Annotated in this window: 18 protein-coding genes; 9 read left to right on the forward strand and 9 right to left on the reverse strand. The window is 73.6% G+C overall.

What is annotated here, in order from left to right; genetic code table 11:
* Positions 1-20 precede the first annotated feature (20 nt).
* Genes ACNJ93_RS25950 through ispG form a run of 4 tightly spaced genes read left to right on the forward strand, consistent with a single transcriptional unit; the run spans position 21 to position 7,921 of the window.
* Positions 21-3,809 (forward strand): ABC transporter ATP-binding protein, encoded by a 3,789-nt coding sequence (locus ACNJ93_RS25950; protein ID WP_418959858.1) that lies wholly within the window; start codon positions 21-23, stop codon positions 3,807-3,809.
* Entirely contained in the window at positions 3,806-4,831 is a 1,026-nt protein-coding gene (gene ispH, locus ACNJ93_RS25955) for a 4-hydroxy-3-methylbut-2-enyl diphosphate reductase (RefSeq protein ID WP_418959859.1), read from the forward strand. The genes ACNJ93_RS25950 and ispH overlap by 4 nt, the downstream gene beginning before the upstream one ends.
* 17 nt (positions 4,832-4,848) lie before the next feature.
* Positions 4,849-6,729: a 1-deoxy-D-xylulose-5-phosphate synthase gene (locus ACNJ93_RS25960; protein WP_418959860.1), complete on the forward strand. Its 1,881-nt coding sequence runs from the start codon at positions 4,849-4,851 to the stop codon at positions 6,727-6,729.
* 40 nt (positions 6,730-6,769) lie between these two features.
* Positions 6,770-7,921 carry a flavodoxin-dependent (E)-4-hydroxy-3-methylbut-2-enyl-diphosphate synthase gene (ispG, locus tag ACNJ93_RS25965; protein ID WP_418959861.1) on the forward strand — a complete coding sequence of 384 codons (1,152 nt, stop codon included), beginning with the start codon at positions 6,770-6,772 and terminating at the stop codon, positions 7,919-7,921.
* Positions 7,922-7,963: 42 nt separating this feature from the next.
* On the opposite strand, the gene ACNJ93_RS25970 is transcribed toward ispG, so the two are convergent.
* On the reverse strand, positions 7,964-9,118 hold the full coding sequence (locus tag ACNJ93_RS25970; RefSeq protein WP_418959862.1) for a magnesium and cobalt transport protein CorA: 1,155 nt from the start codon (positions 9,116-9,118) through the stop codon (positions 7,964-7,966).
* A 129-nt stretch (positions 9,119-9,247) separates the two neighbouring features.
* Between ACNJ93_RS25970 and ACNJ93_RS25975 the strand changes: the two genes are divergently transcribed.
* The gene (locus ACNJ93_RS25975) at positions 9,248-10,366 is read left to right on the forward strand and encodes a winged helix DNA-binding domain-containing protein (protein WP_418959863.1); all 1,119 of its coding nucleotides are present in this window, start codon (positions 9,248-9,250) and stop codon (positions 10,364-10,366) included.
* A gap of 112 nt (positions 10,367-10,478) precedes the next feature.
* Here ACNJ93_RS25975 and ACNJ93_RS25980 read toward each other — a convergent pair whose 3' ends face one another.
* The gene (locus ACNJ93_RS25980; protein WP_418959864.1) at positions 10,479-11,312 is read right to left on the reverse strand and encodes a LuxR C-terminal-related transcriptional regulator; all 834 of its coding nucleotides are present in this window, start codon (positions 11,310-11,312) and stop codon (positions 10,479-10,481) included.
* Positions 11,313-11,427: 115 nt separating this feature from the next.
* On the opposite strand from ACNJ93_RS25980, the gene ACNJ93_RS25985 reads away from it, so the two are divergent.
* Together ACNJ93_RS25985 and ACNJ93_RS25990 are read left to right on the forward strand one after the other, a co-directional pair.
* A complete protein-coding gene (locus ACNJ93_RS25985; protein WP_418959865.1) occupies positions 11,428-13,104 on the forward strand; it encodes an AMP-binding protein in 1,677 nt (558 codons plus the stop codon).
* Positions 13,101-14,711 carry an AMP-binding protein gene (locus tag ACNJ93_RS25990; RefSeq protein ID WP_418959866.1) on the forward strand — a complete coding sequence of 537 codons (1,611 nt, stop codon included), beginning with the start codon at positions 13,101-13,103 and terminating at the stop codon, positions 14,709-14,711. Before ACNJ93_RS25985 ends, ACNJ93_RS25990 begins: the two co-directional genes overlap by 4 nt.
* On the opposite strand, the gene ACNJ93_RS25995 is transcribed toward ACNJ93_RS25990, so the two are convergent.
* The 3 genes from ACNJ93_RS25995 to ACNJ93_RS26005 all read right to left on the reverse strand — a co-directional run bounded on the left by ACNJ93_RS25995 (position 14,708) and on the right by ACNJ93_RS26005 (position 17,148).
* Positions 14,708-15,229, reverse strand: coding sequence for a GNAT family N-acetyltransferase (locus ACNJ93_RS25995; protein ID WP_418959867.1), 522 nt, complete (start codon positions 15,227-15,229; stop codon positions 14,708-14,710). The two genes, ACNJ93_RS25990 and ACNJ93_RS25995, sit on opposite strands and share 4 nt — an antisense overlap.
* A 148-nt stretch (positions 15,230-15,377) precedes the next feature.
* Positions 15,378-16,289: a TIGR04222 domain-containing membrane protein gene (locus ACNJ93_RS26000; RefSeq protein WP_418959868.1), complete on the reverse strand. Its 912-nt coding sequence runs from the start codon at positions 16,287-16,289 to the stop codon at positions 15,378-15,380.
* Positions 16,290-16,419: 130 nt separating this feature from the next.
* Positions 16,420-17,148, reverse strand: a complete 729-nt coding sequence (locus ACNJ93_RS26005) for a hypothetical protein (protein WP_418959869.1) — start codon at positions 17,146-17,148, stop codon at positions 16,420-16,422.
* A 300-nt stretch (positions 17,149-17,448) separates the two neighbouring features.
* Between ACNJ93_RS26005 and gcl the strand changes: the two genes are divergently transcribed.
* On the forward strand, positions 17,449-19,236 hold the full coding sequence (gcl, locus tag ACNJ93_RS26010) for a glyoxylate carboligase (protein WP_418959870.1): 1,788 nt from the start codon (positions 17,449-17,451) through the stop codon (positions 19,234-19,236).
* A gap of 76 nt (positions 19,237-19,312) precedes the next feature.
* On the opposite strand, the gene ACNJ93_RS26015 is transcribed toward gcl, so the two are convergent.
* On the reverse strand, positions 19,313-20,284 hold the full coding sequence (locus ACNJ93_RS26015; protein WP_418959871.1) for a transcriptional regulator: 972 nt from the start codon (positions 20,282-20,284) through the stop codon (positions 19,313-19,315).
* A 59-nt stretch (positions 20,285-20,343) separates the two neighbouring features.
* Here ACNJ93_RS26015 and ACNJ93_RS26020 point away from each other — a divergent pair, with 59 nt between their 5' ends.
* Positions 20,344-21,630 carry an MFS transporter gene (locus tag ACNJ93_RS26020; RefSeq protein WP_418959872.1) on the forward strand — a complete coding sequence of 429 codons (1,287 nt, stop codon included), beginning with the start codon at positions 20,344-20,346 and terminating at the stop codon, positions 21,628-21,630.
* Between the two features lie 249 nt (positions 21,631-21,879).
* Here ACNJ93_RS26020 and ACNJ93_RS26025 read toward each other — a convergent pair whose 3' ends face one another.
* From ACNJ93_RS26025 to ACNJ93_RS26035, 3 genes are all read right to left on the reverse strand, one after another.
* Entirely contained in the window at positions 21,880-23,334 is a 1,455-nt protein-coding gene (locus ACNJ93_RS26025; RefSeq protein ID WP_418959873.1) for a catalase, read from the reverse strand.
* A 202-nt stretch (positions 23,335-23,536) separates the two neighbouring features.
* Positions 23,537-24,427, reverse strand: coding sequence for a 2-hydroxy-3-oxopropionate reductase (locus tag ACNJ93_RS26030; protein ID WP_418959874.1), 891 nt, complete (start codon positions 24,425-24,427; stop codon positions 23,537-23,539).
* A 63-nt stretch (positions 24,428-24,490) separates the two neighbouring features.
* Positions 24,491-25,324, reverse strand: coding sequence for a TIM barrel protein (locus ACNJ93_RS26035; protein WP_418959875.1), 834 nt, complete (start codon positions 25,322-25,324; stop codon positions 24,491-24,493).
* Positions 25,325-25,475: the final 151 nt, after the last annotated feature.

A 25,475-nucleotide genomic window follows, 5' to 3' on the forward strand; every position in this document is an offset into this window, starting at 1 on the left:
CCACGGAAGGAGGACCCGGGATGCCCACCCACCGCGACGGCACCGACCGGGGTTCCTGGGCCGGGCGGCTGACCCGCCGCTGCCTGCGGCACCGGCGCAGCACGCTCGTGGCGGTCCTCGCCGCCCTCCTGAGCACCGCGACCAGCGCCCTCGTCCCCCTCGTGACGATGGTGATCGTCGACGACGTCGTCCTGCGGCCCGCCCGCTCCGCCGCGCTGTGGACCGGAGCGCTGCTCGCCGTCGCCGCACTCGGCTACCTCGCCGCGTACCTGCGCCGCCTGTACGCCGGACGGCTCGCCGCCGACGTCCAGCACGACCTGCGCGTGGACCTGTTCCGCTCGCTCTCCCGCCTGGACGGCGTCCGGCGCGACGAACTGAGCACCGGTCAGCTGCTCGGACGCGCCTCCGGCGACCTCAACATGGTCTTCGGACTCGTCTCCACCCTGCCCACCGCGATCTCCAGCGCCGCCCTGCTCCTGGTCTCCCTGGCCGTCATGGCCGCGCTCTCGCCGCTCCTCGCCCTGGTCGCGCTCGCCCTCGTGCCCGCGCTGTGGTTCATCGGACGCCGCAGCCGCACCTGGCTCTACCCCGCGACCTGGTACGCGCAGAACCAGGCGGCCGCCGTCGCCGGAGTCGTCGCCAGCTCCACCGCCGGCATCCGCGTCGTCAAGGGATTCGGCCAGGAACAGCGGGAGGCGGACCGGCTGGCCGCCGCCGCCCGACGGCTCTTCGCCGGCCGCATGCGGGCCGTACGGCTCAACGCCCGCTACGGGCCCGCCCTCCAGTGCGTGCCCTCCCTCGGGCAGGTCGGCGCCCTCGCCGTCGGCGGCTGGCTCGCGACCCGCGGCGAACTCAGCCTCGGCGCCTTCCTCGCGTTCTCCGCCTACCTCGCCCAGCTCGTCGGCCCCGTCAAGACCCTGGCCGCGCTGCTCACCATGGGCCAGCAGGCCGGCGCGGGCATCGAGCGCGTCCTCGAAGTGATCGACACCCGCCCGGTGGTGGCCGAAGGCGCGGGTGAACTGCCCGGCCACGGCGCCCTCGGCGTCGAGTTCGACCGCGTCACCTTCGGCTACCGGCCCGGCCGGCCCGTCCTCACCGACCTCTCGCTGAGCATCGCCCCGGGGGAGACGCTGGCCGTCGTCGGCGCCCCCGGATCGGGCAAGTCCACCCTCGCCCTGCTGCTCTCCCGCTTCCACGACGTGTCCGGGGGCGCGGTGCGGATCGGCGGCGCCGACGTGCGCGACCTGACCTTCGCCTCCCTGCGGTCCACGGTCGCCACCGTGCCCGAGGACACCGCCCTGCTCGCCGGAACCGTCCGCGAGGCCGTCGCCTACGGCCGGCCGGACGCCACCGACGCGGAGGTCGTCGCCGCGGCCCGCACCGCCCAGGCGCACGGCTTCGTCACCGCGCTTCCCGACGGCTACGCCACGGTGCTCGGCGAGCGCGGCGGCTCGCTGTCCGGCGGACAGCGCCAGCGCCTCGCCCTCGCCCGGGCCCTGGCCGCCGCGCCCCGCGTCCTGGTCCTCGACGACGCCACCTCCGCCGTCGACGCCCGGGTGGAGCGGGACCTCCACGAGGCGCTGCGCGCCGGGGCCGCGGGCCGCACGACCCTGATCGTCGCCCGTCGCCGCTCGACGCTGGCGCTCGCCGACCGGATCGCCGTACTCGACCACGGCCGGATCGTGGACCTCGGCACCCACGGCGAACTGGCCGACCGGTGCGCCCTCTACCGCACCATCCTCCAGCACGACCCCGCCGACGCCGGTGACCCCGCCGCCGCGAGCCCCCGCACGGCCGGCGACGCCGCCCCCACCGGAAGGCCCGTCGAGGCCCCGGCGGGACGGGCCCCCGCCCCGACCGGACAGAGCACCGCGCCGCAGCGGTCCGACGCGGTGCCCGCCGCCCGCGTGTCCGCCCCGCCGTCCGCGGCGGCCGCCCGGATGCAGGCACGCGTCGCCGCCCTGCCCCCGGCCCTCGACACCCCCGGCGTCGACGAGGCGGAGGCAGCCCGCGCCCCGCGCGGCGAGGGCGAGTTCGGACTGCGCCGCCTCCTGCGCGGCCACCGGCTCCCGCTCGCCGCGGGCCTCGGCCTGGTGGTCGCCGACGCGCTGGCCGGGCTCGGCCTGCCGTTCCTGCTCCGGCAGGGCATCGAGGGCGGCGCCCAGAAGCTGGCCCTCGGCGCCGTCGTCACGGCCTCCCTCGCCGCGCTCGCCCTCGTCCTCGCCCAGTACGCGGTCCAGTGGGGCGCCGTCCGGGTCACCGGACGCACGGGGGAGCGGCTGCTGTACGCCCTGCGGATCCGGGTCTTCGCGCATCTGCACCGCCTGGGCCTGGACCACTTCGAGAACGAGGCGTCCGGCCGCACCCTCACCCGGATGACGACCGACATCGACTCGCTCTCGTCCTTCCTCCAGACCGGCCTGATCAGCGTCCTCGTCAGCGGACTGACCCTGCTCGGCGTCCTCGTGGCGCTCGGCGTCGCCGACGCCGGGATGCTGCTGGTCGTCCTCGCCGTCCTGCCGCCGATCCTCCTCGCCACCGCCGCCTTCCGCCGGGCCTCCGCCCGCAGCTACACCGAGGCCCGGGAGCGGCTCGCCGTCGTCAACGCCGCGCTGCAGGAGGGCGCGGCCGGCATGCGCACCGTGCAGGCGTTCCGCCGCGAGCGGTCCGTCGTCACCGCGTTCACCGCGCACAGCGACGCCTACCGGCGCGCCCGCGTCCGCGGCCAGCTCCTGTCCGCCCGGTACTTCCCGTTCATCCAGTTCCTCGCCGCCTGCGTCACCGCCGTGGTCCTGGCGGTCGGCGCGCAGCGGGTGGCCGCGGGCGCCATGACGGTCGGCGCGCTCGTCGCGTACCTCCTCTATCTCGACCTGTTCTTCGTCCCGGTCCAGCAGCTGTCCCAGCTGTTCGACGGCTACCAGCAGGCGCGCGTGTCGCTGCTGCGGATCCGCGACCTGCTCCGGCTGCGCAGCACCACGCCGGCCGCCGCCGACCCGGTCCCCGTCCGGTCCCTGCGCGGTGAACTCGCCTTCGACGACGTGGACTTCCACTACGCCGACGGCCGCCCCGCGCTGACCGGGATCCGGCTGCGCATCCCCCCGGGCCAGACCGTCGCCTTCGTCGGCCCCACGGGCGCCGGCAAGTCGACCCTCGTCAAGCTCGTCGCCCGGTTCCACGACCCGACCCGCGGTGCCGTCCGGGTCGACGGGACCGACCTGCGGGACCTGGACCTCACCGGCTACCGGCGGCGGCTCGGCATCGTCCCCCAGGACCCCTACCTGTTCGCCGGGACCGTCCGCGAGGCCATCGCGTACGGCCGGCCGGACGCCACCGACGACGAGATCGTCGACGCGGCCCGCCGAGTCGGCGCGCACGAGACCCTCGGCGCGCTCGACGGCGGCTACGACCACCGCGTCACCGAAGGCGGACGCAACCTCTCCGCGGGACAGCAGCAGTTGATCGCGCTGGCCCGCGCCGAGCTCGTACGCCCCGACGTGCTGCTGCTCGACGAGGCCACCGCGGCTCTCGACCTGGCCACCGAGGCCCTGGTCAACCGGGCCACCGAACGCCTCGTCACCGGCCGCACCGCGCTGATCGTCGCCCACCGCCTCGGCGTCGCCTCCCGCGCCGACCGGGTCGTCGTCGTCGACGACGGCCGGGTCCGCGAAGACGGCACCCATGACGAACTCCTCGCCCTGGACGGGCTCTACGCCGCGCTGTGGCGCGCCTCCCAAGGCCGCCCGGCCACGATTCCCGCCCCGCGGCCCGCGACCCTCACCCACGCCTCCTACGAACGGAACGTCTCATGAGCGCCACCATCCCGCCGGCCGACCCGGACGCCCCGGCCGACCACCGGGCCAAGCGCGTCGTCCTCGCCCAGCCGCGCGGCTTCTGCGCCGGGGTGCGCCGCGCCATCGGCATCGTGGAACGCGCCCTCGACCTCCACGGCGCCCCCGTGTACGTGCGCAAGGAGATCGTGCACAACCACCACGTCGTCGCCGAACTGGAGAAGCGCGGCGCCCGCTTCGTCGACAGCGAGGAGGACGTGCCCGAGGGCGCCGTCTGCGTCTTCTCCGCCCACGGCGTCTCGCCCGCGGTGCGCAGCGGCGCTGCCGACCGCCGCCTGGAGGTCATCGACGCCACGTGCCCGCTCGTCTCCAAGGTCCACCAGGCGGCCGTCCGCTACGCCCGCGACGGCCGGACCATCCTGCTGGTCGGCCACGCGGACCACGAGGAGGTCGAGGGCGTCCGCGGCGAGGCCCCCGACCGGACGATCGTCGTCGAGAACGAGGACGACGTCGCCGCCCTCGACCTGCCGGACGACGCCCCGGTGGCGTACCTGACCCAGACCACCCTGTCGTTCGACGAGACCCAGCGGGTCGTCGACGCGCTGCGCGCCCGGTTCACCGACCTCGCCGGCCCCGCGGACGGCGACATCTGCTACGCCAGCCAGAACCGCCAGAACGCCGTCAAGGCGCTCGCCCGCCGCAACGACCTCGTCCTGGTCGTCGGCTCCCGCAACTCCAGCAACTCGATCCGGATGGTCGAGGTCGCCCGGGAGCACGGCAGCGCCGCGCACCTCGTGCCGGACGTCGGCGACCTGGACGAGTCCTGGCTCGCCACGGCGTCAAGCATCGGTGTCAGCTCCGGTGCCAGCGCCCCCGAGATCCTCGTCCGCCGGCTCGTCGACCGGCTCGCCGCACTCGGCTACGACGACGTCGAACTCGACGACGGCATCGCCGAGGACGTCGTCTTCTCCATGCCCGCCCGGCTGGCCGACCCGCTCACCGGCCGCGTTCCCCGGACCCCTCTGGCCGATGAGGCCCTGTGACCAGATCAGGAGCTGTCATGACGTCGATCGAGTCGGTCCACGGCCCCGCGGACCTGCGTGCCCTCACCGTCCGGGAGACCGAGGAGCTCGCCGCCGACATCCGGCGCGTCCTCGTCGAGGAGGTGACCCGCACCGGCGGTCACCTCGGCCCGAGCCTCGGCGTGGTCGAACTGACCCTCGCCCTGCACCGCGTCTTCGAGTCCCCCCGCGACCACATCCTGTGGGACACCGGCCACCAGACCTACCCCCACAAGCTCGTCACGGGCCGGGCCGGCGCCTTCGGCACCCTGCGCCAGCCCGGCGGACTGTCCGGCTACCCCTCGCGCACGGAGTCCGCGCACGACCACATCGAGAACTCCCACGCCTCCACGGTCCTTTCGTACGCCGACGGACTGGCCAGGGCACACCGGCTGCGGGGCGTCGCCGACCGCGCCGTGGTCGCGGTCATCGGCGACGGGGCCCTCACCGGCGGCATGGCCTGGGAGGCGCTGAACAACCTCGCCGACGGCGCCGACCGCCCGGTGGTCGTCGTCCTCAACGACAACACCCGCTCCTACGCCCCCACCGTCGGCGGCATCCCCGCCCACCTCGCGGAGCTGCGCGGTGCGGACCGCCCCTCCCGCAGCGTCTTCGAGAACCTGGGCCTGTCGTACGTCGGCCCCGTGGACGGACACGACATCCCCGCGCTCGAACGCGCGCTGCGCCACGCGGCCGGCCTCGGCCGCCCCGTCGTCGTCCACTGCCTCACCGAGAAGGGCCGCGGCCACGCCCCCGCCGAACAGGACGAGGCGGACCGCTTCCACGCCGTACGCCCCCGTCCCGCCGCCCCGGCCGCGCCGCGCGCCTCCCAAGGGCCCGCCTGGACCGACGTGTTCGGCGCGGAGCTGGCCGAACTCGGCGCGCAGCGGCCGGACCTGGTGGCGCTGACCGCGGCCATGCTGGCACCCACCGGCCTGGCTCCCTTCGCCGCGCGCTTCCCCGACCGCACCGTCGACGTGGGCATCGCCGAGCAGCACGCCGTCACCGCGGCCGCCGGCCTCGCCCTCGGCGGGCTGCACCCGGTGGTGGCGGTGTACGCGACGTTCCTCAACCGGGCCTTCGACCAGATGCTGCTCGACGTCGCCCTGCACCGCGCCCCGGTCACCTTCGTCCTCGACCGGGCCGGCGTCACCGGCGACGACGGCGCCTCCCACAACGGCATGTGGGACCTGTCGCTGTTCCAGATGGTGCCCGGCCTGAGGGTCGCCGCCCCGCGCGACGCCGCGACCCTGCGGCGCGCGCTGCGCGAGGCCGTCGCCGTGCAGGACGGGCCCACCGCGCTGCGCTTCCCCAAGGGCACGACGGGCGACGACATCCCCGCCGTCGCCACCGTCGAGGGCATGGACGTCCTGCGGCACGCCGCCCCGGACGTGCGCGACCTCCTGCGCGACGCGGCCCCGGACGCCGGGGACGCCGGGGACGCCGGGGACGCCCGGGACGTCCTGCTCGTCTCCGTCGGCTCGATGGCGGGCGTCTGCCTGGAGGCGGCCGACCGCCTCGCCGAGCACGGCTTCGGCGTCACCGTCGTCGACCCCCGCTGGATCACCCCCGTCCCCACGGCCCTTGTCGAGCTCGGCCTGCGCCACTCCCTCGTCGCCGCCGTCGAGGACGGCGGACGCAGCGGCGGCGCGGGGGCGGCGATCGCCCAGGCCCTCGCCGACGCGGGAGCCCGCACCCCCGTCCGTACCTTCGGACTGCCCCAGCGGTTCCTGGACCACGGCCGCCGCGACGACATCCTCGCCGCCCACGGCCTGACCGGACGCCATGTCGCCCGCGCCGTCGTCGAGGCGCTCGCCGGCCGCGACGGCTCCGTCACGATCGACCACCTCGCCCCGCAGCCCGTCGGCGCCGAGCAGTGAACCGCCGGCCCCTCACCCGTACCAGACCAGGAGACACCCCATGACGGTCGCGCTCGGCATCCCGTCGATGCCCGCCCCGGTCCTCGCCCCCCGCCGCCCCACCCGCCGGCTCCAGGTGGGCAGCGTGGGCGTCGGCAGCTCGGACCCGATCTCCGTGCAGTCGATGACCACCACGCTCACCTCCGACATCAACGCCACCCTCCAGCAGATCGCCGAACTGGCCACGGCGGGCTGTGACATCGTCCGGGTCGCCTGCCCCTCCCAGGACGACGCCGACGCCCTGCCCGCCATCGCCGCCAAGTCGCCGATCCCGGTGATCGCGGACATCCACTTCCAGCCGCGGTACGTCTTCGCCGCCATCGAGGCGGGCTGCGCGGCCGTCCGGGTCAATCCCGGCAACATCAAGAAGTTCGACGACCGGGTCAAGGACATCGCCCGCGCCGCCAAGGACCACGGCACCCCCATCCGGATCGGCGTCAACGCCGGCTCGCTCGACGCCCGCCTGCTCGCCAAGCACGGCAGGGCCACCCCGGAGGCCCTCGTGGAGTCGGCGCTGTGGGAGGCGAGCCTGTTCGCCGAGCACGACTTCCACGACCTCAAGATCTCCGTCAAGCACAACGACCCCGTCGTCATGGTCCGCGCCTACGAACTCCTCGCCGAAGCCTGCGACTACCCCCTCCACCTCGGCGTCACCGAGGCCGGCCCGGCCTTCCAGGGCACGGTGAAGTCCGCCGTCGCGTTCGGCGCGCTGCTGCGCCAGGGCATCGGCGACACGGTACGGGTCTCGCTCTCCGCGCCCCCGGTCGAGGAGGTCAAGGTCGCCACCCAGATCCTCCAGTCCCTCAACCTGCGCCCGCGCAAACTGGACATCGTCTCCTGCCCGTCCTGCGGCCGCGCCCAGGTCGACGTGTACAAGCTCGCCGAAGAGGTCACCGCCGGCCTGGAGGGCATGGAGGTCCCGCTGCGCGTCGCCGTCATGGGCTGCGTCGTCAACGGCCCCGGCGAGGCCCGCGAGGCCGACCTCGGCGTCGCCTCCGGCAACGGCAAGGGCCAGATCTTCGTCAAGGGCGAGGTGATCCGCACGGTCCCGGAGTCGAAGATCGTCGAAACCCTGATAGAAGAGGCCCTCCGCCTCGCCGACACCTTCGCCCCCACGACCACCGGCACCCCGGAGATCCTCACGGTCGCCTGACAGCCCGCAGCCGGGGCGGGACCACGGGCCCCGCCCCGGCTCCTACAGCCAGTCCTTCTTCTTGAAGATGACGTAGAGGCTGCTGCAGACCACTGCCATGAGCAGGATCGCGAACGGATAGCCGCCGACCCAGTGGAGTTCGGGCATGTGGTCGAAGTTCATGCCGTAGATCGTGCCGACCAGGGTGGGGGCGAAGAGGATGGCGGCCCAGGAGGAGATCTTCTTGATCTCCTCGTTCTGTTCGAAGCCGGCTTCCGCCAGGGCGCGCATCTCGGCGTTCTGCTGCTGGGTGACCAGGGTGGCGTTGACCGTGAGGATCTCGCTGAGGGCCTGGCGGAAGCCGTCGACGCGTTCGCTGGTGTGGGTGACGTGGTCGGCCACGTCGCGGAGGTAGCGCTGGAGCTCCTCGTCCGTGCCGTACTTCGCGAAGCCCGCCATCAGGCCGTGCAGCATGCCCACCAGGGGGCGGGTCGCGCGCTGGAACTCGACCATCTCGCGGGAGAGTTCGTAGATGCGCCGGGACACCGCCGGGTCGCCGCCGAAGACCTCGGTCTCGATCTCGTCGATGTCGTTCTGGACGCCGGCGACCACCGGTGCGTAGCCGTCGACGACCGCGTCCAGGATGGCGTACAGCACCGCCTCCGGGCCCAGGGCCAGCAGCTCCGGCGTCTCCTCCATGCGGCGGCGGACCGCCGAGAGGTCGGGGGCCGCGCCGTGCCGGACGGTGATGACGAAGTCGGTGCCGACGAACACGTGGAGCTCGCCGAAGTCGACCTCCTCCTGGGCGTCCAGGTACCGCGCCGCCCGCAGGACGACGAACAGCGTGTCGCCGTACCGTTCCAGCTTCGGGCGCTGGTGGGCCTCCATCGCGTCCTCGACCGCCAGCTCGTGCAGGTCGAACTCGGCCGCCAGGGAGTGCAGTTCCTCCTCCGTGGGCCGCTGCAGACCGATCCACGCCATGCCCTCCGGCTGCTCCCGCAACTGCCGGAACGTCTCCGCGAGCGTCGCCGGCGAGGACACCCGGCGGCCGTCCCGGTACAGCGACGCCTGCACCACGCTCCGCGCCGGGACCGCCGTGGTTGCCTCCGGAGCCCTTTCCTCCGGGGCCTCCGGCTCCGGGGCTCGCTCGGGCTCGGCCTGGCGGCGCCAGGAGTGCTTCAGCGGGGACAGGGAGGCCCGGGGGCGGCGCTCCGACATCGTGGGGTCCACCTCCACGGGGAGTGATCGGCTCTCGGGGCAGGATATACGCGGGCGATCCCGGCGGCTCCCGGCCGCCGGCGCCGTTGCGGACCGTACCTGTCCGCAAGGCTGAGTACCGTGCCTGTCATGCCCGCCACCGCACCCGTCCTCACCCGCCGCGCCCTCAACCGCGCCACCCTCGCCCGGCAGCTCCTGCTCCGGCGGGAGGCCCTGTCCGCCGAGGAGGCCGTACGGCGGCTCGTCGGGCTCCAGGCGCAGAACACCAAGCCGCCCTACTACGCGCTCGCCGCCCGGCTCGACGGCTTCCGGCCCGAGGAGCTGTCCGCGCTCATGGAGTCCCGCGCCGTCGCGCGGATGGTGACCATGCGGTCCACCATCCACACGCACACCGCCGACGACTGCCTCACGCTGCGGCCCCTGATGCAGGCCGGCGGGCCCGACCGGGAGCTGAAGGTGTTCCGGAAGCGGCTCGCCGGGGTCGACCTCGACCGGCTCGCCGGGCTCAGCCGGGAGCTCGTCGAGGAGCGGCCGCGGTCGGTCAAGGAGCTGCGTACGCTCCTGCTCGCCGAGTGGCCGGACGCGGACCCGCTGGCGCTCACCGTCGGCGCGCGCTGCCTGCTGCCGCTGGTCCAGGTCACCCCGCGCGGGCTCTGGGAGCGCAGCGGCCAGGTGGAGCTGACCACTGCCGAGCGCTGGTTCGGGCGCCCGGTCGCCGACCCGCCGCCCGCGCCCGACGCGACCGTGCGGCGCTACCTCGCCGCCTTCGGGCCCGCGTCGGTGAAGGACACGCAGGCGTGGTCGGGGCTGACCGGCCTGCGGCCGGCCTTCGAACGGCTCCGGCCCGAGCTGCTCGTGTTCCGCGACGAGAACGGCACGGAGCTGTTCGACCTGCCGGACGCGCCCCGGCCCGACGCGGTCGTGCCCGCCCCGCCGCGTTTCCTGCCCGAGTTCGACAACCTGCTGCTCTCCCACGCCGACCGCACCCGCGTGATCCCGGCCGCGTTCCACAGCCGCAACTGGACCGGCAACCAGGCCCACCGCACCTTCCTCGTCGACGGCTTCCTCACCGGCGTCTGGCGGCCGGAGACGGATTCCGACGGCGGGCTCACGATCGTCGTCGAGCCCTTCCGCGCCCTCTCCCGCTCCGAGCGGGCCGCCCTGGAGGAGGAGGCCGCGCTCACCCTGTCGGTAGTCGCCCGCGACGCTACGACGCACCGCGTACGGTTCGCTCCCGAGGCGGGGTGACCGTTCCGCCGGAACCGGCGGCCCTGCCGCGTGCCACCGGCCGGTGGCCTCGGGCCGCGCGCACGGCAGCATCCCGGTCGCCGAGCGCCGGTGGCCGCGCCCGGCAGCCCCGCTACCCCAGCACCCCCGCCGCCCGGGCCGCCAGTACCGCCTCCAGCCTCGTGCGGGCGCCCAGCTTGCGCATCGCCGAGCGCAGGTAGGACTTGACGGTCTCCGGGCGCAGGCCCAGGCGCTCGGCCGCCGCGGCGTTCGTCGCGCCGGTGGCCACCGCCGCCAGGACGTCCCGTTCGCGCGGGGCCAGGGCCACCGTCGCCGGCGGGCGCGGGCCCGGTTCCGCCGCCGAGGCGAGCCGGCCGCACACCGCGAGCAGCCGCTCCCGCAGCTCCGGGTCCTCGACCCGCGGGGCCAGCTCCCGCAGCTCGCCGTGGGCCCGCCGGACCTCGTCCCACGACGGGGCGCCCGCCTGCCGGGCGGAGTCCCGTACCGCGAGCGCCTGCTCCACGTCCCGCGCCGCCGCCACCGCCGCGTCCAGGACACGGTCACCGATCGGCAGGGCGTCGCGCAGCGCCCCGTACAGCACGCCGCGCACCGTGCGCCGGACCACGACCGGCACCGCGAGCACCGAGCGCAGGCCCTCCGCCGACACCGGCGCGTCGTACTCGTGCGTGATGTGCCGCGCGGACGGATAGTCCGTCACCGCGCACGGCCGCGAGAGCGCCAGGCACCGGCCGCCCAGCCCGCTGCCCGCCGAGACCGCGAGGCCGTCCAGGGCCGCCGTCGCCGCCCCGCTCAGCTCGGCGATCCGCAGCCGCCGGCCGTCGCCCTGCAGCAGCCCGCCGAAGGCGACCGGGAGCCCGGTGGCGCGCCGCAGCCGCAGCAGCGCCGCGCGCAGCTCCGCCGACCCCTCCCGCGCGCCCCACCCGTCACGACCGTCCCGTCCGTTCACGCCGCCCACTCCCGCCGAGCACTCCGACCACCCCCGAAAAGGGGTAGTGAGACCTGGGTCACCGATTACACGATGTTCCGGAGGGCCCCGCAACGGTCCGGAACGAGGAGGACGCATGTCGGAACGCAGCGAGACGACGAGATTCCGGGCAGCCCGGGACTTCCTGCTGCAGCACCGCGAGGACTACGAGACCGCGTACGCCGGGTTCGCCTGGCCCCGGCTCCGGGAGTTCAACTGGGCGCTGGACTGGTTCGACGTCATCGCCCGCGACAACGACCGCACGGCGCTGCACATCGTCGAGGAGGACGGCAGCGAGCTGCGGCGGAGCTTCGCCGAGCTGTCGGAGACCTCCGACCGGGTCGCCAACTGGCTGCGCGGACTCGGCGTGCGGCCCGGCGACCGGATCGTCGTGATGCTCGGCAACCAGGTCGAGCTGTGGGAGACCGCGCTCGCCGCGATGAAGCTGCGGGCCGTCGTCATCCCGGCGACCCCGCTGCTCGGCCCCGCCGACCTGCGCGACCGCGTCGAGCGCGGCCGGGCGCGGCACGTGATCGTGCGCAGCGAGGACACGGCCAAGTTCGCCGAGGTGCCGGGGAACTACACCCCGATCGCGGTCGGCGAGCGCGTCGCGGACTGGATCGCGTACGAGGACGCGTACGGGGCCTGCACGCCCTTCGTGCCGCACGGCGCCACCCAGGCCGACGACACGCTCATGCTGTACTTCACCTCCGGTACCACCGCCCGCCCCAAGCTCGTCGAGCACACCCACACCTCCTACCCCGTGGGCCATCTCGCCACGATGTACTGGATCGGGCTCAAGCCCGGCGACGTGCACCTCAACATCTCCTCGCCCGGCTGGGCCAAGCACGCCTGGTCCAACCTCTTCGCCCCCTGGAACGCCGAGGCGACCGTCTTCATCCACAACTACACGCGCTTCGACCCGGCCCGTCTGATGAAGGAGATGGACCGCGCCGGCGTCACCAGCTTCTGCGCCCCGCCGACGGTGTGGCGGATGCTGATCCAGGCCGACCTGGGCCAGCTGAAGACCCCGCCGCGCGAGGTCGTCGCGGCCGGCGAGCCGCTCAACCCCGAGGTCATCGAGGCCGTGCGGCGTGCCTGGGGCGTCACGATCCGGGACGGCTTCGGGCAGACCGAGACCGCCGTCCAGGTGTCCAACAGCCCCGGCCAGCGGCTCAAGGAAGGCTCCATGGGACGGCCGAGCCCCGGCTTCCGGGTCGAGCTGCTCGACCCGGTGACGGGTGAGCCGGGCGCGCAGGAGGGCGAGATCGCGCTCGACCTGTCCGCCGACCCGGTCGGCCTGATGACCGGCTACCACGGCGACCCGGAGCGTACGGCCGAGGCCATGGCCGGCGGCTACTACCGCACCGGCGACATCGGCTCCCGCGACGCCGACGGCTACATCACGTACATCGGACGCGCCGACGACGTCTTCAAGGCCAGTGACTACAAGATCAGCCCCTTCGAGCTGGAGAGCGCGCTGCTCGAACACGAGGCGGTGGCGGAGGCGGCCGTCGTGCCCGCGCCCGATCCGGTGCGGCTCGCGGTGCCGAAGGCGTACGTGGTGCTGGCGGCCGGCTGGGAGCCGGGCCCGGAGACCGCGAAGGCGCTGTTCGCGCACTCGCGCGCGGTGCTCGCCCCGTACAAGCGGATCCGGAAGCTGGAGTTCGCCGAACTGCCGAAGACCGTCTCCGGCAAGATCCGCCGGATCGAGCTGCGCGAGCGCACCGCCAACGGCGAGGGCGTCGAGTACGACGAGGGGGAGCTGCGATGACCCCGGCCCCCGTGACCCTGTCGTACGCGCACGGCACCGGCGACACGCCCCTGCTCGCCGACACCATCGGCGCCAATCTCGACCGCGCGGTGGCCGCCTGGCCCGACCGGGAGGCGCTGGTCGACGTGCCCTCCGGCCGCCGCTGGACGTACGCGCGGTTCGGCGCGGACGTCGCCGAGCTGGCGGACGCGCTGCTCGCGAGCGGGGTCACGAAGGGCGACCGGGTCGGCATCTGGGCGGTCAACTGCCCGGAGTGGGTGCTCTTCCAGTACGCCACCGCCCGCATCGGCGCCATCATGGTCAACATCAACCCGGCCTACCGAGCGCACGAGTTGGCGTACGTGCTCCGGCAGGCCGGGATCTCCTTCCTGCTCGCCTCCCAGGCGCACAAGACCAGCGACTACCGGGCCCTGGTCGGCCAAGTGCGCGGGGAATGCCCGTCGTTGCGGGAGGTCGTGTACATCGGTGACGCGAGCTGGGACGCGCTGCTCGCCCGTGCGGCCGACGTCGGCGAACGCCGCCCGGCCGCGCTGAGCTGCGACGAGCCGGTCAACATCCAGTACACCTCGGGGACCACCGGCTTCCCCAAGGGAGCCACGCTCTCCCACCACAACATCCTCAACAACGGCTACTTCGTGGGCGAGATGATCGCCTGCACCGAACAGGACCGGATCTGCGTCCCGGTGCCCTTCTACCACTGCTTCGGCATGGTGATGGGGAACCTGGCCGCCACCTCGCACGGCGCCTGCATCGTCGTCCCCGCCCCCTCCTTCGACCCGGCGGCCACCCTGCGCGCGGTCGAGCAGGAGCGCTGCACCTCCCTGTACGGGGTGCCGACGATGTTCATCGCCGAACTGAACCTGCCGGACTTCGCCTCGTACGACCTCTCCTCGCTGCGCACCGGCATCATGGCGGGCTCGCCCTGCCCGGTGGAGGTGATGAAGCGGGTGGTCGCCGAGATGAACATGGCCGAGGTGTCGATCTGTTACGGCATGACCGAGACCTCGCCGGTCTCCACGCAGACCCGGCGCGACGACGACCTGGAGCGCCGCACCGGGACGGTCGGCCGCGTCCTGCCGCACGTCGAGGTGAAGCTCGTCGACCCGGCGACCGGCCTCACCGTCCCGCGCGGCGAGCCCGGCGAGCTCTGCACCCGCGGCTACAGCGTGATGCTCGGCTACTGGGACGAGCCGGAGCGCACGGCCGAGGCGATCGACGCCGGGCGCTGGATGCACACGGGCGACCTGGCGGTGATGCGGGAGGACGGCTACGTCCAGATCGTCGGCCGCATCAAGGACATGATCATCCGCGGCGGCGAGAACGTGTACCCGCGCGAGATCGAGGAGTTCCTGCACGCCCACGAGAAGATCGCGGACGTGCAGGTCGTGGGCGTGCCGGACGAACGGTACGGCGAGGAGATCCTCGCCTGCGTCATCCCGCGCGACCCGGCGGACCCGCCCACGCTGGAGGAGCTGACCGCCTTCTGCCGGGACCGGCTGGCCCACTACAAGATCCCGCGGCGGGTGGAGATCCTGACGGACTTCCCGATGACCGTGAGCGGCAAGGTCCGGAAGGTCGAGCTGCGCGAGCGGTACGGGGCGGGTTAGGCCCCCGGGACGACGGCGCGTCGCATGCAGACGCGCGGCCAGGTGTCGAGGCCGTGCGCGGCCTCGGCGCGCCGGATCTCCCGCAGACCATCGGTGAGTTCGGCCTCCGTGAGGGGGCGGAAGCCGAGCCGGGCGTAGTACGGGGCGTTCCACGGCACGTCCGTGAACGTCGTCAGGGTCAGGGCCGTGACACCCCGCGCGGCGGCGCCGGCCGCCACGTGCTCGATGAGCGCCCGGCCGATGCCGCGCCGGGCCGCCGCCGGGTGGACGGAGACCTGTTCGATGTGCACGGCGCCGTCCACGTCGTCCGTGAGCACGTACGCCACCGGCCCCCCACCCTCGTCCGGCCCCGCCACCCAGGCCCGGCCTCCGGCGCGGTACGACTCGAGGACGTCCAGGGGCAACGGCTCGTCCTCGGCGATCGCGATCATCCCGAGCGAGCGGAACGGCTCGCCGGCGGCGCGTTCGATGTCCTGGAGGAGCGGGAGTTCGGCCGGTGCGGCCGGTCGGATGCGCATGGGTCGAGTATCGCGCCGGGCGCCGCTCCGGAGGCACGGGCCCCGGGGGCTGTCCGAAAGACCGGCCCCGAGCCCCCCGTCCCCCTCCGGACAGGCCCCAGGGGGTGTCTCGCCGATCATGCCGGGCTCCCGGGGGCCGAGACACCCCCTAGTTGCCGCCCCCGCCCCCACCGCAGCCGCCGCCGCACCCCGCGCCGCAGCCGCTGCCGCAGCCCGAGCCGCAGGCCGTGCCTCGGTAGCCGCCGCCGGCGGACTCGCGCGACGCGCGCGGTCTCAGCTGCGGGAGGGCCTGCAGGCGCTTCCAGAGCGGGCCCTTCTCCGTGGCCGCGCCGGCGGGGCCCAGCAGGCCGCCGTCGCGGGCGAAGTGCGGGTAGAACAGCCTCAGCGCGGCGTCGCCGTACAGCGCCACGTACAGCTGGATCCGCTCGGCCGCCCCGGTCCCGTCGGCGAGGTCCCGGCGGTGGGCCGGCAGCGGGTGGCGGGCCCGTTCGTCGGCGAGGGCGCGGCGGGCCTCGGCGGTGGTGCACGGCACCCGCCAGAGCGGTACGGAGGCCAGCGCCACGGCGGCGGCGAGCGCGTACGCGAGCGGCGGGGCACCGCCGTGCGACAGGATCACGGCGAGCCCGCCCGTCAGCGTGACCGGGACGAGGCCCAGCAGGACGCGGGCGGCGCGCCGCCGGCCGGGGGCGCGCAGCAGCCCGGCGAGGCACAGCTCGGCGCGGAGCGCGTCGACGGCCTCCCGGGTGCGGGGCCGGTTCGCGAGCGCCCCGAGGCCGATGGCCCGGTACAGGGAGGCGTGCACGCCGCGCTGGAGCGGGTCGCGCGTGGCGCCGGGGCCGCCGTTGGCGCGAATCGTACGGCGGCGGGCGGCGGCGACCGCCCCGCGCTGGTGCAGGGCGACGAGCGCGACGGTCACGGCGGCCCGGGTCCCGCCGCGCAGCAGGGCGAGCGCCGAGGGAGCCAGATTCACCGGCCGCGGCCGCCGGGCCCGCAGCAACAGCCCCGCGAGCAGCAGTTGGACGCAGGCCCCTCCGATGAACCACCACAGCACCGTCGGCATTTCAACCACCCCCAGGAGTGGTGTGCCCGGGGGAGGGGGCCCGTCACCGCGAATGGCCGGATTCAGAGGTGGATTTGAGGTACGGCCTCGGGAGTTCGGGCCTCGGGCGCCCCCAGGAGTCCGGTGGTCCTCAGGAGTCCTGCAGCGCCTCGGCGTGGGTGGTGAGCGGCTGCGGCGTCCCCGTGAGGTCGAGCACGAACAGGGCGACGCCGATGTCCTCGGCGCGGACCAGCGCGTCCGGCGCGTATCCGGCGAGCGCGAACACCGTGCCGACCGACGAGGTGCTCAGCCCGTTGAGCCACAGGCACTCCACGGCGCGCAGCTCCACCGGCCTGGTCGTGGCGTCCACGTGGGCCACGAGGCCCGGACCGCGCAGGTCGACGCCGTCGGCGAGCCGCTCCTCGGGCCGGACGACGTCCCGGAAGCCGAGCCAGCGCAGGTAGTGGGCGACCGCGTCGACGGCGTCCCGCGCGGTCCTGATCGTCACCGGCCGGTACGGCTCCCGTCCGGGGTCCGGCCGCGGGACAGGGTCCGGCCGGGGGAGCTGCCGCGTCGGGCCGGACTCCGGGGCGGGCGCGGGCGGCACCGGGTCCAGCGGCCGGACGCGCACCCGCAGGACCGTCCCGCACGGGCAGCCCAGCTCGGGCTGCGGCCAGTCGGCCTCGCGCCGGCAGGCCCCGCAGCGGACGGTGACCCACTCGTCGGCCCAGGTGCGGTGCGTCACGGGTTCGCCCGGCGCCCCGGCGACGAGCGGCGGCGCCACGAGCGCTCCGCAGACGCACGGGTACGCGGGTGGCGCGTAGGGGTGCGTCCTGCGGCACCTCGGACACTCGACGCGCACCGATTCCGACGGGCTCACGTGGCCCGACCCCCCTTCGTCCAGCCTCCGCCGGTCCCCTTCGTCCCGGCTCCGCCGGTCCCCTGCGGCGGTCCGCCTCCGGCGTCGGGCTCCATCGTCCCCCAGGCGCCCGCCCCGCGTGGCCCGCTTGCCGGACGTCCCTTGACGAGTCTTCGCCACCCCGCCTAATCTGCTTCCACATAGCAGAACAATACTTCCGCATTACGGAAACGCAGCGGAATGGCGGCTCTCCCGGCCCTGCCCGAGGGGAGCCACGCACCCCCGCAGTCCGTCTCCGCCTGGCCGAAGCAGGAGCACTCCATGCCCCGTATGACCGCCGCCGCAGCGGCCGTTGAGATCCTCAAGCGCGAAGGCGTCACCGACGCGTTCGGTGTGCCCGGCGCGGCCATCAACCCCTTCTACAAGGCCCTCAAGCAGGTCGGCGGGGTCAACCACACGCTGGCCCGTCACGTCGAGGGCGCGTCGCACATGGCCGAGGGCTACACCCGCGCCAAGGCGGGCAACATCGGCGTCTGCATCGGCACCTCCGGCCCGGCCGGCACCGACATGATCACCGGCCTGTACTCCGCGATCGCGGACTCGATCCCGATCCTGTGCATCACCGGCCAGGCCCCGGTCTCGAAGCTCCACAAGGAGGACTTCCAGGCCGTCGACATCGCCTCGATCGCCAAGCCGGTCACCAAGGCCGCCACCACGGTCCTGGAGCCCGCGCAGGTCCCCGGCGTCTTCCAGCAGGCCTTCCACCTGATGCGCTCCGGCCGCCCCGGCCCGGTCCTCATCGACCTGCCGATCGACGTCCAGCTCGCCGAGATCGACTTCGACCCGGAGACGTACGAGCCGCTGCCGGTCTACAAGCCGCAGGCCACCCGCGCCCAGGCCGAGAAGGCCCTGAACTTCCTGCTCGAGTCCGAGCGCCCGCTGATCGTCGCCGGCGGCGGCATCATCAACGCCGACGCCTCCGACCTGCTGGTCGAGTTCGCCGAGCTGGTGAACGTCCCGGTCATCTCCACCCTGATGGGCTGGGGCACCATCCCGGACGACCACGAGCTCAGCGCCGGCATGGTCGGCGTCCAGACCGCGCACCGCTACGGCAACGCGACCTTCCTGGAGTCGGACTTCGTCCTCGGCATCGGCAACCGCTGGGCCAACCGCCACACCGGCTACAACATGGACGCCTACACCAAGGGCCGCAAGTTCGTCCACGTCGACATCGAGCCCACCCAGATCGGCAAGATCTTCGCCCCGGACTACGGCATCGCCTCCGACGCGAAGGCCGCCCTGGAGCTGTTCGTCGAGATCGCCAAGGAGCTCAAGGCCGCCGGCCGGCTGCCGGACTTCTCCGCCTGGGCCGCCTCCGCGCAGGAGCGCAAGGCCACCCTGCAGCGCCGTACGCACTTCGACAACGTCCCGATCAAGCCGCAGCGCGTCTACGAGGAGATGAACAAGGCCTTCGGCCCGGAGACGCGCTACGTCACCACCATCGGCCTCTCCCAGATCGCGGCCGCGCAGTTCCTGCACGTCTACAAGCCGCGCCACTGGATCAACTGCGGCCAGGCCGGCCCGCTCGGCTGGACCATCCCGGCCGCCATCGGCGCCGCCGTCGCCGACCGCGAGACCCCGATCGTCGCGCTCTCCGGCGACTACGACTTCCAGTTCATGATCGAGGAGCTGGCGGTCGCCGCCCAGCACAAGGTCCCCTACGTCCACGTCCTGGTGAACAACGCCTACCTCGGCCTGATCCGCCAGGCGCAGGTCAACCTGGACATCAACTTCCAGGTCAACCTGGAGTTCGAGAACATCAACACCCCGGAGATCGGCGTCTACGGCGTCGACCACGTCAAGGTCGCCGAGGGCCTCGGCGTCAAGGCGATCCGGGTCACCGACCCGAACGAGCTGGGCGCCGCGCTCGAGCAGGCCAAGAAGCTGGCCGTCGAGCACCAGGTCCCGGTCGTCGTCGAGGCGATCCTGGAGCGCGTCACCAACATCGCGATGAGCAAGACGGTCGACATGAGCAACGTCACCGAGTTCGAGGAGCTCGCCACCGAGCCCGGCCACGCGCCCACCGCGATCAAGGCCCTCAAGGTCTGATCCGTTCCCCGGGCACCGATCAGGTCCAGGCCCTCGCCCCGCAGAGCACCGGGGCGAGGGCCTCGCCCTTTCCGTCCTACGACTGCGCCCGAACGAGGGTCTCCCCGGCCTCCGTCCAGTAGTAGAGGACCGAACGGCCCGAGCGGCGCCGGCGGACCAGCCGGGCGTCGAGCAGCACCTTCAGGTGGCGCCCCACCGACCCCAGGCCCTGCCCGGTGAGGGCCACCAACTGGCTCGTGGACTTGGGGGATTCGAGCCGCACGAGCACGCCCGCGCGGGCCGCGCCGAGGAGTGCGCCCAGCGCCTCGGGCACCACCGGCGCGTCCGGCTCGGCCAGCGTCCCCGAGCAGGGGTAGACGATGGCGAAGCGCTCCGCGCCCTCCCAGGAGACCCAGCCCCGGCCCGGCGTCACGGGCACGAACATCAGCAGTCCGCCCTCGGCCGAACGCGGCGGATGGTCACGGGCGTTGACCTGGAGCCGGCCGTCGCCGAGCCAGCTCAGCTTGCCGGGACAGAGTTCGTCGAGGGCCGCCGCCCAGCCGCCCTGGCTCAGCCGCGCGGTGCGGGCCACGACGTCGGCCTCCAGGATCCGCCGCCGGCGCGGCCAGGTCGGCAGCACCGTCTCCTCCCAGACCCAGCGCAGGACCGCGGCCATCCGCTCCGGCAGGTCGACCGCCGAGCTCAGCGGCTCGGGCACAGGTCCGCCCAGGGAGACCGCGAGGTCCGCGACGGCGGCGGCCGGGTCGGCGTCGCGGACGGCGGCCAGCTCCTCGTCGAAGCTCTGCTCGCCGTCGCCGAGCGGCGTCGGGGTGAGGAAGTCGGCGTTCCAGGCGGTGCCGAGAGCGGCCCGGACGAGGAGCGCGTCCAGTGGATCGTGCGCCAACCGGGCCCGGTAGCGGGGGAGATGGGCGCCCAGCCAGATCCGCTCACCGGGGTCCGCGGCCGCCGGACGGTCCAGCGCCATGAGCGCCGCGATCGCCTCGGCCAGCGGTGACACCATGAACCGGCTCGTCGCCAGAGCGTCCGCGTCGATCTGCCACCAGCCCACGTTTCGCCTCCCCGCGAAACTCTAACGGCTCCGTACCGTTCCTTCCCAGACTCCCTCGCATGCGCACCTACCGCGAGCTGTTCAGAACACCGGAGTTCACGCCCTTCTTCCTCACGCTCACCGCCCAGATCGCCGCGATGACCGTGGCGGGCCTGGGACTTGCCACGCTCGTCTACCGCGACACCGGCTCGCCGCTGCTGTCCGCGCTCGCCCTGTTCGGGCCGTCGCTCGCCCAAGTCGTCGGCGCCACCACGCTGTTGTCCGCTGCCGACCGGCTCCCGCCGCGGGCCGCCATCGTGGGCGTCGCCCTGCTCCTCGCGCTCGGCACCGCCCTGCAGGCGATCCCGGGACTGCCGGTCGCGGCCGTCTTCGCCGTGCTGTCCGTCCAGGGACTGATCGGCTCGGTGGGCGGCGGGGTGCGCATGGGGCTGCTCCACGACATCCTCACCCGCGAGGGGTACCTGCTCGGCCGCTCGCTGCTCAACATCGCGGTCGGCGTCTGCCAGATCGCCGGCTACGGCGCGGGCGGGCTGCTCGTGGCGCTGCTCTCCCCGCGCGGCGCCCTGGTGACCGGCGCCGCGCTGTTCGCGTGCGCCGCGCTCTGCGCCCGTCTGGGGCTCTCGCGCCGCCCGCCCCGCGCGGCGGGCCGGCCGTCGGTCGCGGAGAGCCTGCGGGTCAACCGACTGCTGCTGTCCCTGCCCGCCCGCCGCCGCGCCTATCTCGCGCTGTGGGTGCCCAGCGGGCTGATCGTGGGCTGCGAGTCGCTGTTCGTGCCGTACGACCCCGGGCACGCGGCGCTGCTGTTCGGCTGCGCGGCGCTCGGCATGCTGGCGGGCGACGTGACGGTGGGGCGCCTCCTGCCGGCACGGTGGCGGGGCCGGCTGGCCTCGCCCCTGCATGCGCTGCTCGCAGCCCCGTTCCTGCTGTTCGCGTTCGGCCCGCCGCTGCCGGTGGCCGCGGTGGCGGTGGCGGTGGCCACGGTCGGGTACGGGGCGAGCCTGCTGTTCCAGGAGCGGCTGATGGCCCTGACGCCGGACGAACTGAGCGGGCAGGCGCTGGGGCTGCACTCCTCGGGGATGCTGACCCTGCAGGGCGTGAGCGCCGCGCTGGCGGGCGTGCTGGCGCAGCGGACGTCGACGCCGACGGCGATGGCCCTGCTGGCCGGGCTGTCGCTGCTGGTCACGGCCGCGCTCGCGTACGCGGGCCGGGCGGACGGGCGCGGTTCCGGGAACGAGGAAGAGCGCGGAACCAGGGACCGTAAACCTGGTTCCGCGCTCTCGCTGGTGACCGCCCGACGGAGCGAGGCTGGCGCGACAGGACGTTCGCGCCGCCGGGCGGAGTCGTAGGAGCCGTGCGGCTCGGGTGGGGGAGGTGCTGGGACCGCGGCGGCGGCGACGGGCTCCCCGGTGCCCCTTCCTTCAGGTCAAGAAGGGGCCGGTGGGCCCTTACCACCGCACTGGCTCGTCGCCGCCGCGGTCCTCAAGCCGTCCGGATCCCGGCCACCCCTCATCCGGGCCGGGATCCGGACTGCGTACGGAACCGACCTCCCGTCAGGTCCCGTACGCGGTCCTTGAATCGCTCCTGGGAGCGGGCGGTCAGTCGCGCAGGGCGCGGACCGCCTCCTCCACGCGCTTGCCGTAGTCCGCGTCGGCGGCGGCGAAGTGCGCGAGGTTCTTCTCGATGACGTCGTCGCGCGAGACCTGCGAGAGGCTGCCGGCGATGTTGGCCACCAGGCGCTTCTTCTCGTCCTCCGACATCAGCCGGTACAGCTCGCCCGCCTGGAAGAAGTCGTCGTCCTTGGCGTGCTGCGGGGCGGCGTGGGTGCCGGTCCAGCCGTGGATCGCGAGCGGCGCGGAGAGCGGCGCGTCGGTCTGGGCCGGGCCCTGGTACGAGTTGGGCTCGTAGTTCTTGTCGTGGCGCGAGCCGTTGCGGGTGGCCATGAAGCCGTCCCGGCCGTAGTTGTCGGCCACGGCCGCCTTCGGAGCGTTCACCGGCAGCTGGGTGTGGTTGACGCCGAGGCGGTAGCGGTGGGCGTCCGCGTAGGCGAACAGGCGGCCCTGGAGCATCTTGTCCGGCGACGGGCCGATGCCCGGGACGAAGTTGTTCGGGGAGAACGCGGCCTGCTCGACCTCGGCGAAGACGTTGTCCGGGTTGCGGTCGAGGACCATCCGGCCGACGCGCTGCAGCGGGTAGTCGGCGTGCGGCCACACCTTGGTGAGGTCGAACGGGTTGAAGCGGTAGTCGGCGGCCTCGGCGGCCGGCATGATCTGGACGTAGAGGGTCCAGGAGGGGTACACGCCCCGCTCGATCGACTGGAGCAGGTCGGTCTGGTGCGAGGTCGGGTCGCTGCCGACGACCTCGGCGGCCTGCTCGGCGGAGAGCGAGCGGATGCCCTGGTTCGTCTTGAAGTGGTACTTGACGAAGAAGGCCTCGCCCGCCTCGTTGGTCCACTGGTAGGTGTGCGAGCCGTAGCCGTTCATGTGCCGGTACGAGGCCGGGATGCCGCGGTCGCCCATGAGCCAGGTGATCTGGTGGGTGGCCTCGGGGGCGTGGGCCCAGAAGTCCCAGACGTTGTCCGGCTCCTGACGGCCCGTGAACGGGTCGCGCTTCTGGGAGTGGATGAAGTCGGGGAACTTGATCGGGTCCTTGATGAAGAACACCGGGGTGTTGTTGCCGACGAGGTCGTAGTTGCCCTCTTCGGTGTAGAACTTCACCGCGAAGCCGCGCGGGTCGCGGACCGCGTCCGCGCCGCCGAGCGAGTCGGCCACGGTGGAGAAGCGGATGAACAGCTCGGTCTTCTTGCCGACCTCGCCGAGGAAGTTCGCCTTCGTGTAGGCGGTGACGTCGTCGGTCACCTCGAAGTACCCGTACGCGCCGGAGCCGCGGGCGTGCACGACACGCTCCGGGATCCGCTCCCGGTTGAAGCGCGCGAGCTTCTCCAGCAGGTGCTGGTCCTGCAGGAGGAGGGGGCCACCGACGCCGGCGGTGGCGGAGTTCTGGTTGTCGGCGACCGGGGCGCCGGACTCGGTCGTGAGCACGCGCTGAGGCATTTTGTCGGGTCGACCTTCCGTACGGGACTCTGCTGACGTGGGGAGACGGTGCGAGGAGCCTAAGTACGCCGTCGAACAGACGTCAACAGTTTGTTGAAATTGAAGGAGGGTGTTCCGGACGGCGGCGGCGCCTGGGCGCGACAGGACAGGTTGTCAGCGCCGCCGCCGACCGGAAATCTGGGCCCCGTGCCGGGGCGTCGGGTCAGACCTGCCGGCCGGAGAGGCGCTCGACGGCGCGCAGCAGGGCCGAGTGGTCCAGGCCGCCGTCGCCCTGGGCGCGCAGGGAGGCGACGAGCTGGGCGACCACGGCGCCGACCGGGAGGGCCGCGCCGACGTTGCGGGCGGCGTCGGTGACGATGCCCATGTCCTTGTGGTGCAGGTCGATCCGGAAGCCGGGCTTGAAGTCCCGGTTCAGGAAGTTGTCCTTCTTGCGGGTCAGCACGGTCGAGCCGGCCAGACCGCCGTTGAGGACGTCCAGGGCGGCGGTGAGGTCCACGCCGGACTTCTCCAGGAAGACCACGGCCTCGGCGCACGCCTGGATGTTGACCGCGACGATCAGCTGGTTGGCGGCCTTCACCGTCTGGCCGGAGCCGTGCGGGCCGCAGAGCACGATGGTCTTGCCGAGGGCCTCGAGGATCGGCTTGGCCTCGTCGAAGTCGGCCTGCTCGCCGCCGACCATGATGGACAGGACGGCCTCGATGGCGCCCGCCTCGCCGCCGGACACCGGGGCGTCGATGACGCGGATGCCCTTCTCGGCGGCGTTCTTCGCCAGGTCGACCGAGGTCTGCGGGGTGATCGACGACATGTCGATGACCAGCGCGCCCTGCTTGGCGTTCTCCAGGATGCCCTCGGGGCCGTAGGCGATCGCCTCGACCTGCGGGGAGGCCGGCACCATCGTGACGACCACGTCGGCGTCCTTGACGGCCTCGGCGATCGAGCCCGCGGCGGTGCCGCCGGCCGCGGCCAGACGGTCCAGCTTGTCCTGCTCGAGGGTGAAGCCGGTGACGTCGTAGCCGGCCTTGATCAGGTTCTCGGACATGGGTGAGCCCATGATGCCGAGGCCGATCCACGCGATCTTGGGGAGATTGCTCATGGGGAGGGTGCCTCTCAAAAACAGGTGGTACGGGAGGAAGTTCGGGGCTCGGCGGGCCGCGGCTCAGCGGGCCGCGCGGGCCTCGGCCGGCAGCCAGTCGAAGGAGGCGGCGGCGTCGGCGGCCTTGTACTCCAGGCCGACCCAGCCGTCGTAACCGGCCTTCTTGAGCTCGTCGAGCAGCTGCTCCAGCGGGAGCGAGCCGGTGCCCGGCGCGCCGCGGCCCGGGTTGTCCGCGATCTGGACGTGGCCGGTCTTCTCCGCGTACCGCGTGATGACCTGGCTGACGTCCTCGCCGTTCATCGACAGGTGGTAGATGTCGAGGAGGAACTTGGCGTTGCCGAGACCGGTGGCCGCGTTCACCTTGTCGACGACCTCGATCGCGGCGGGCGCGCTCACCAGCGGGTAGAGCGGCGACTCCGGCTTGTTGAGGGTCTCGACGAGGAGGATCGCACCGACCCGGTCGGCCGCGCGGGCGGCCAGGACCAGGTTCTCCAGGGCCAGGGAGTCCTGGACCTGCGGGTCCACGCCCTCGACGCGGTTGCCGTAGAGCGCGTTGAGCGCCTTGCAGCCGACCGAGGCGGCGAAGTCCGCGGCCACGTCGATGTTGGCGCGGAACCGGTCCGACTCCTCACCGGGTACGGAGAGGGCGCCGCGGTCCGGGCCGGGCAGTTGGCCGGCGTAGAAGTTCAGGCCCACGAGCTGGGTGCCGGCGTCCTCGAGCGCCTTCTTCAGGGCGTCGAGCTCGCTCTGCTCGGGGGTGGCGGTGTCGATCCAGGGCCACCACAGCTCGACCGCCGTGAAGCCCGCCGCGGCGGCGGCCGCGGGGCGCTCCAGGAGCGGGAGTTCCGTGAAGAGGATCGACAGGTTCACATCGAAGCGCTGGTCCGTGTATCCCATGAGGGGCGGCGCTCCTTCCGTATTGCGGAAGTAACTTTCTGTCTGACGGAATGTTGCACGGGTGGGCGGCGGGGTGTCAAGGGGGGTCCGTCGGCCGGACCCGCTCCGGCGGGGCCGACCGACCGGTCGGAAGGTGAAGGACTTCGCCAAT

The organism is Streptomyces tritici, from assembly GCF_048500665.1.
Taxonomy (GTDB): Bacteria; Actinomycetota; Actinomycetes; order Streptomycetales; family Streptomycetaceae; genus Streptomyces; species Streptomyces tritici.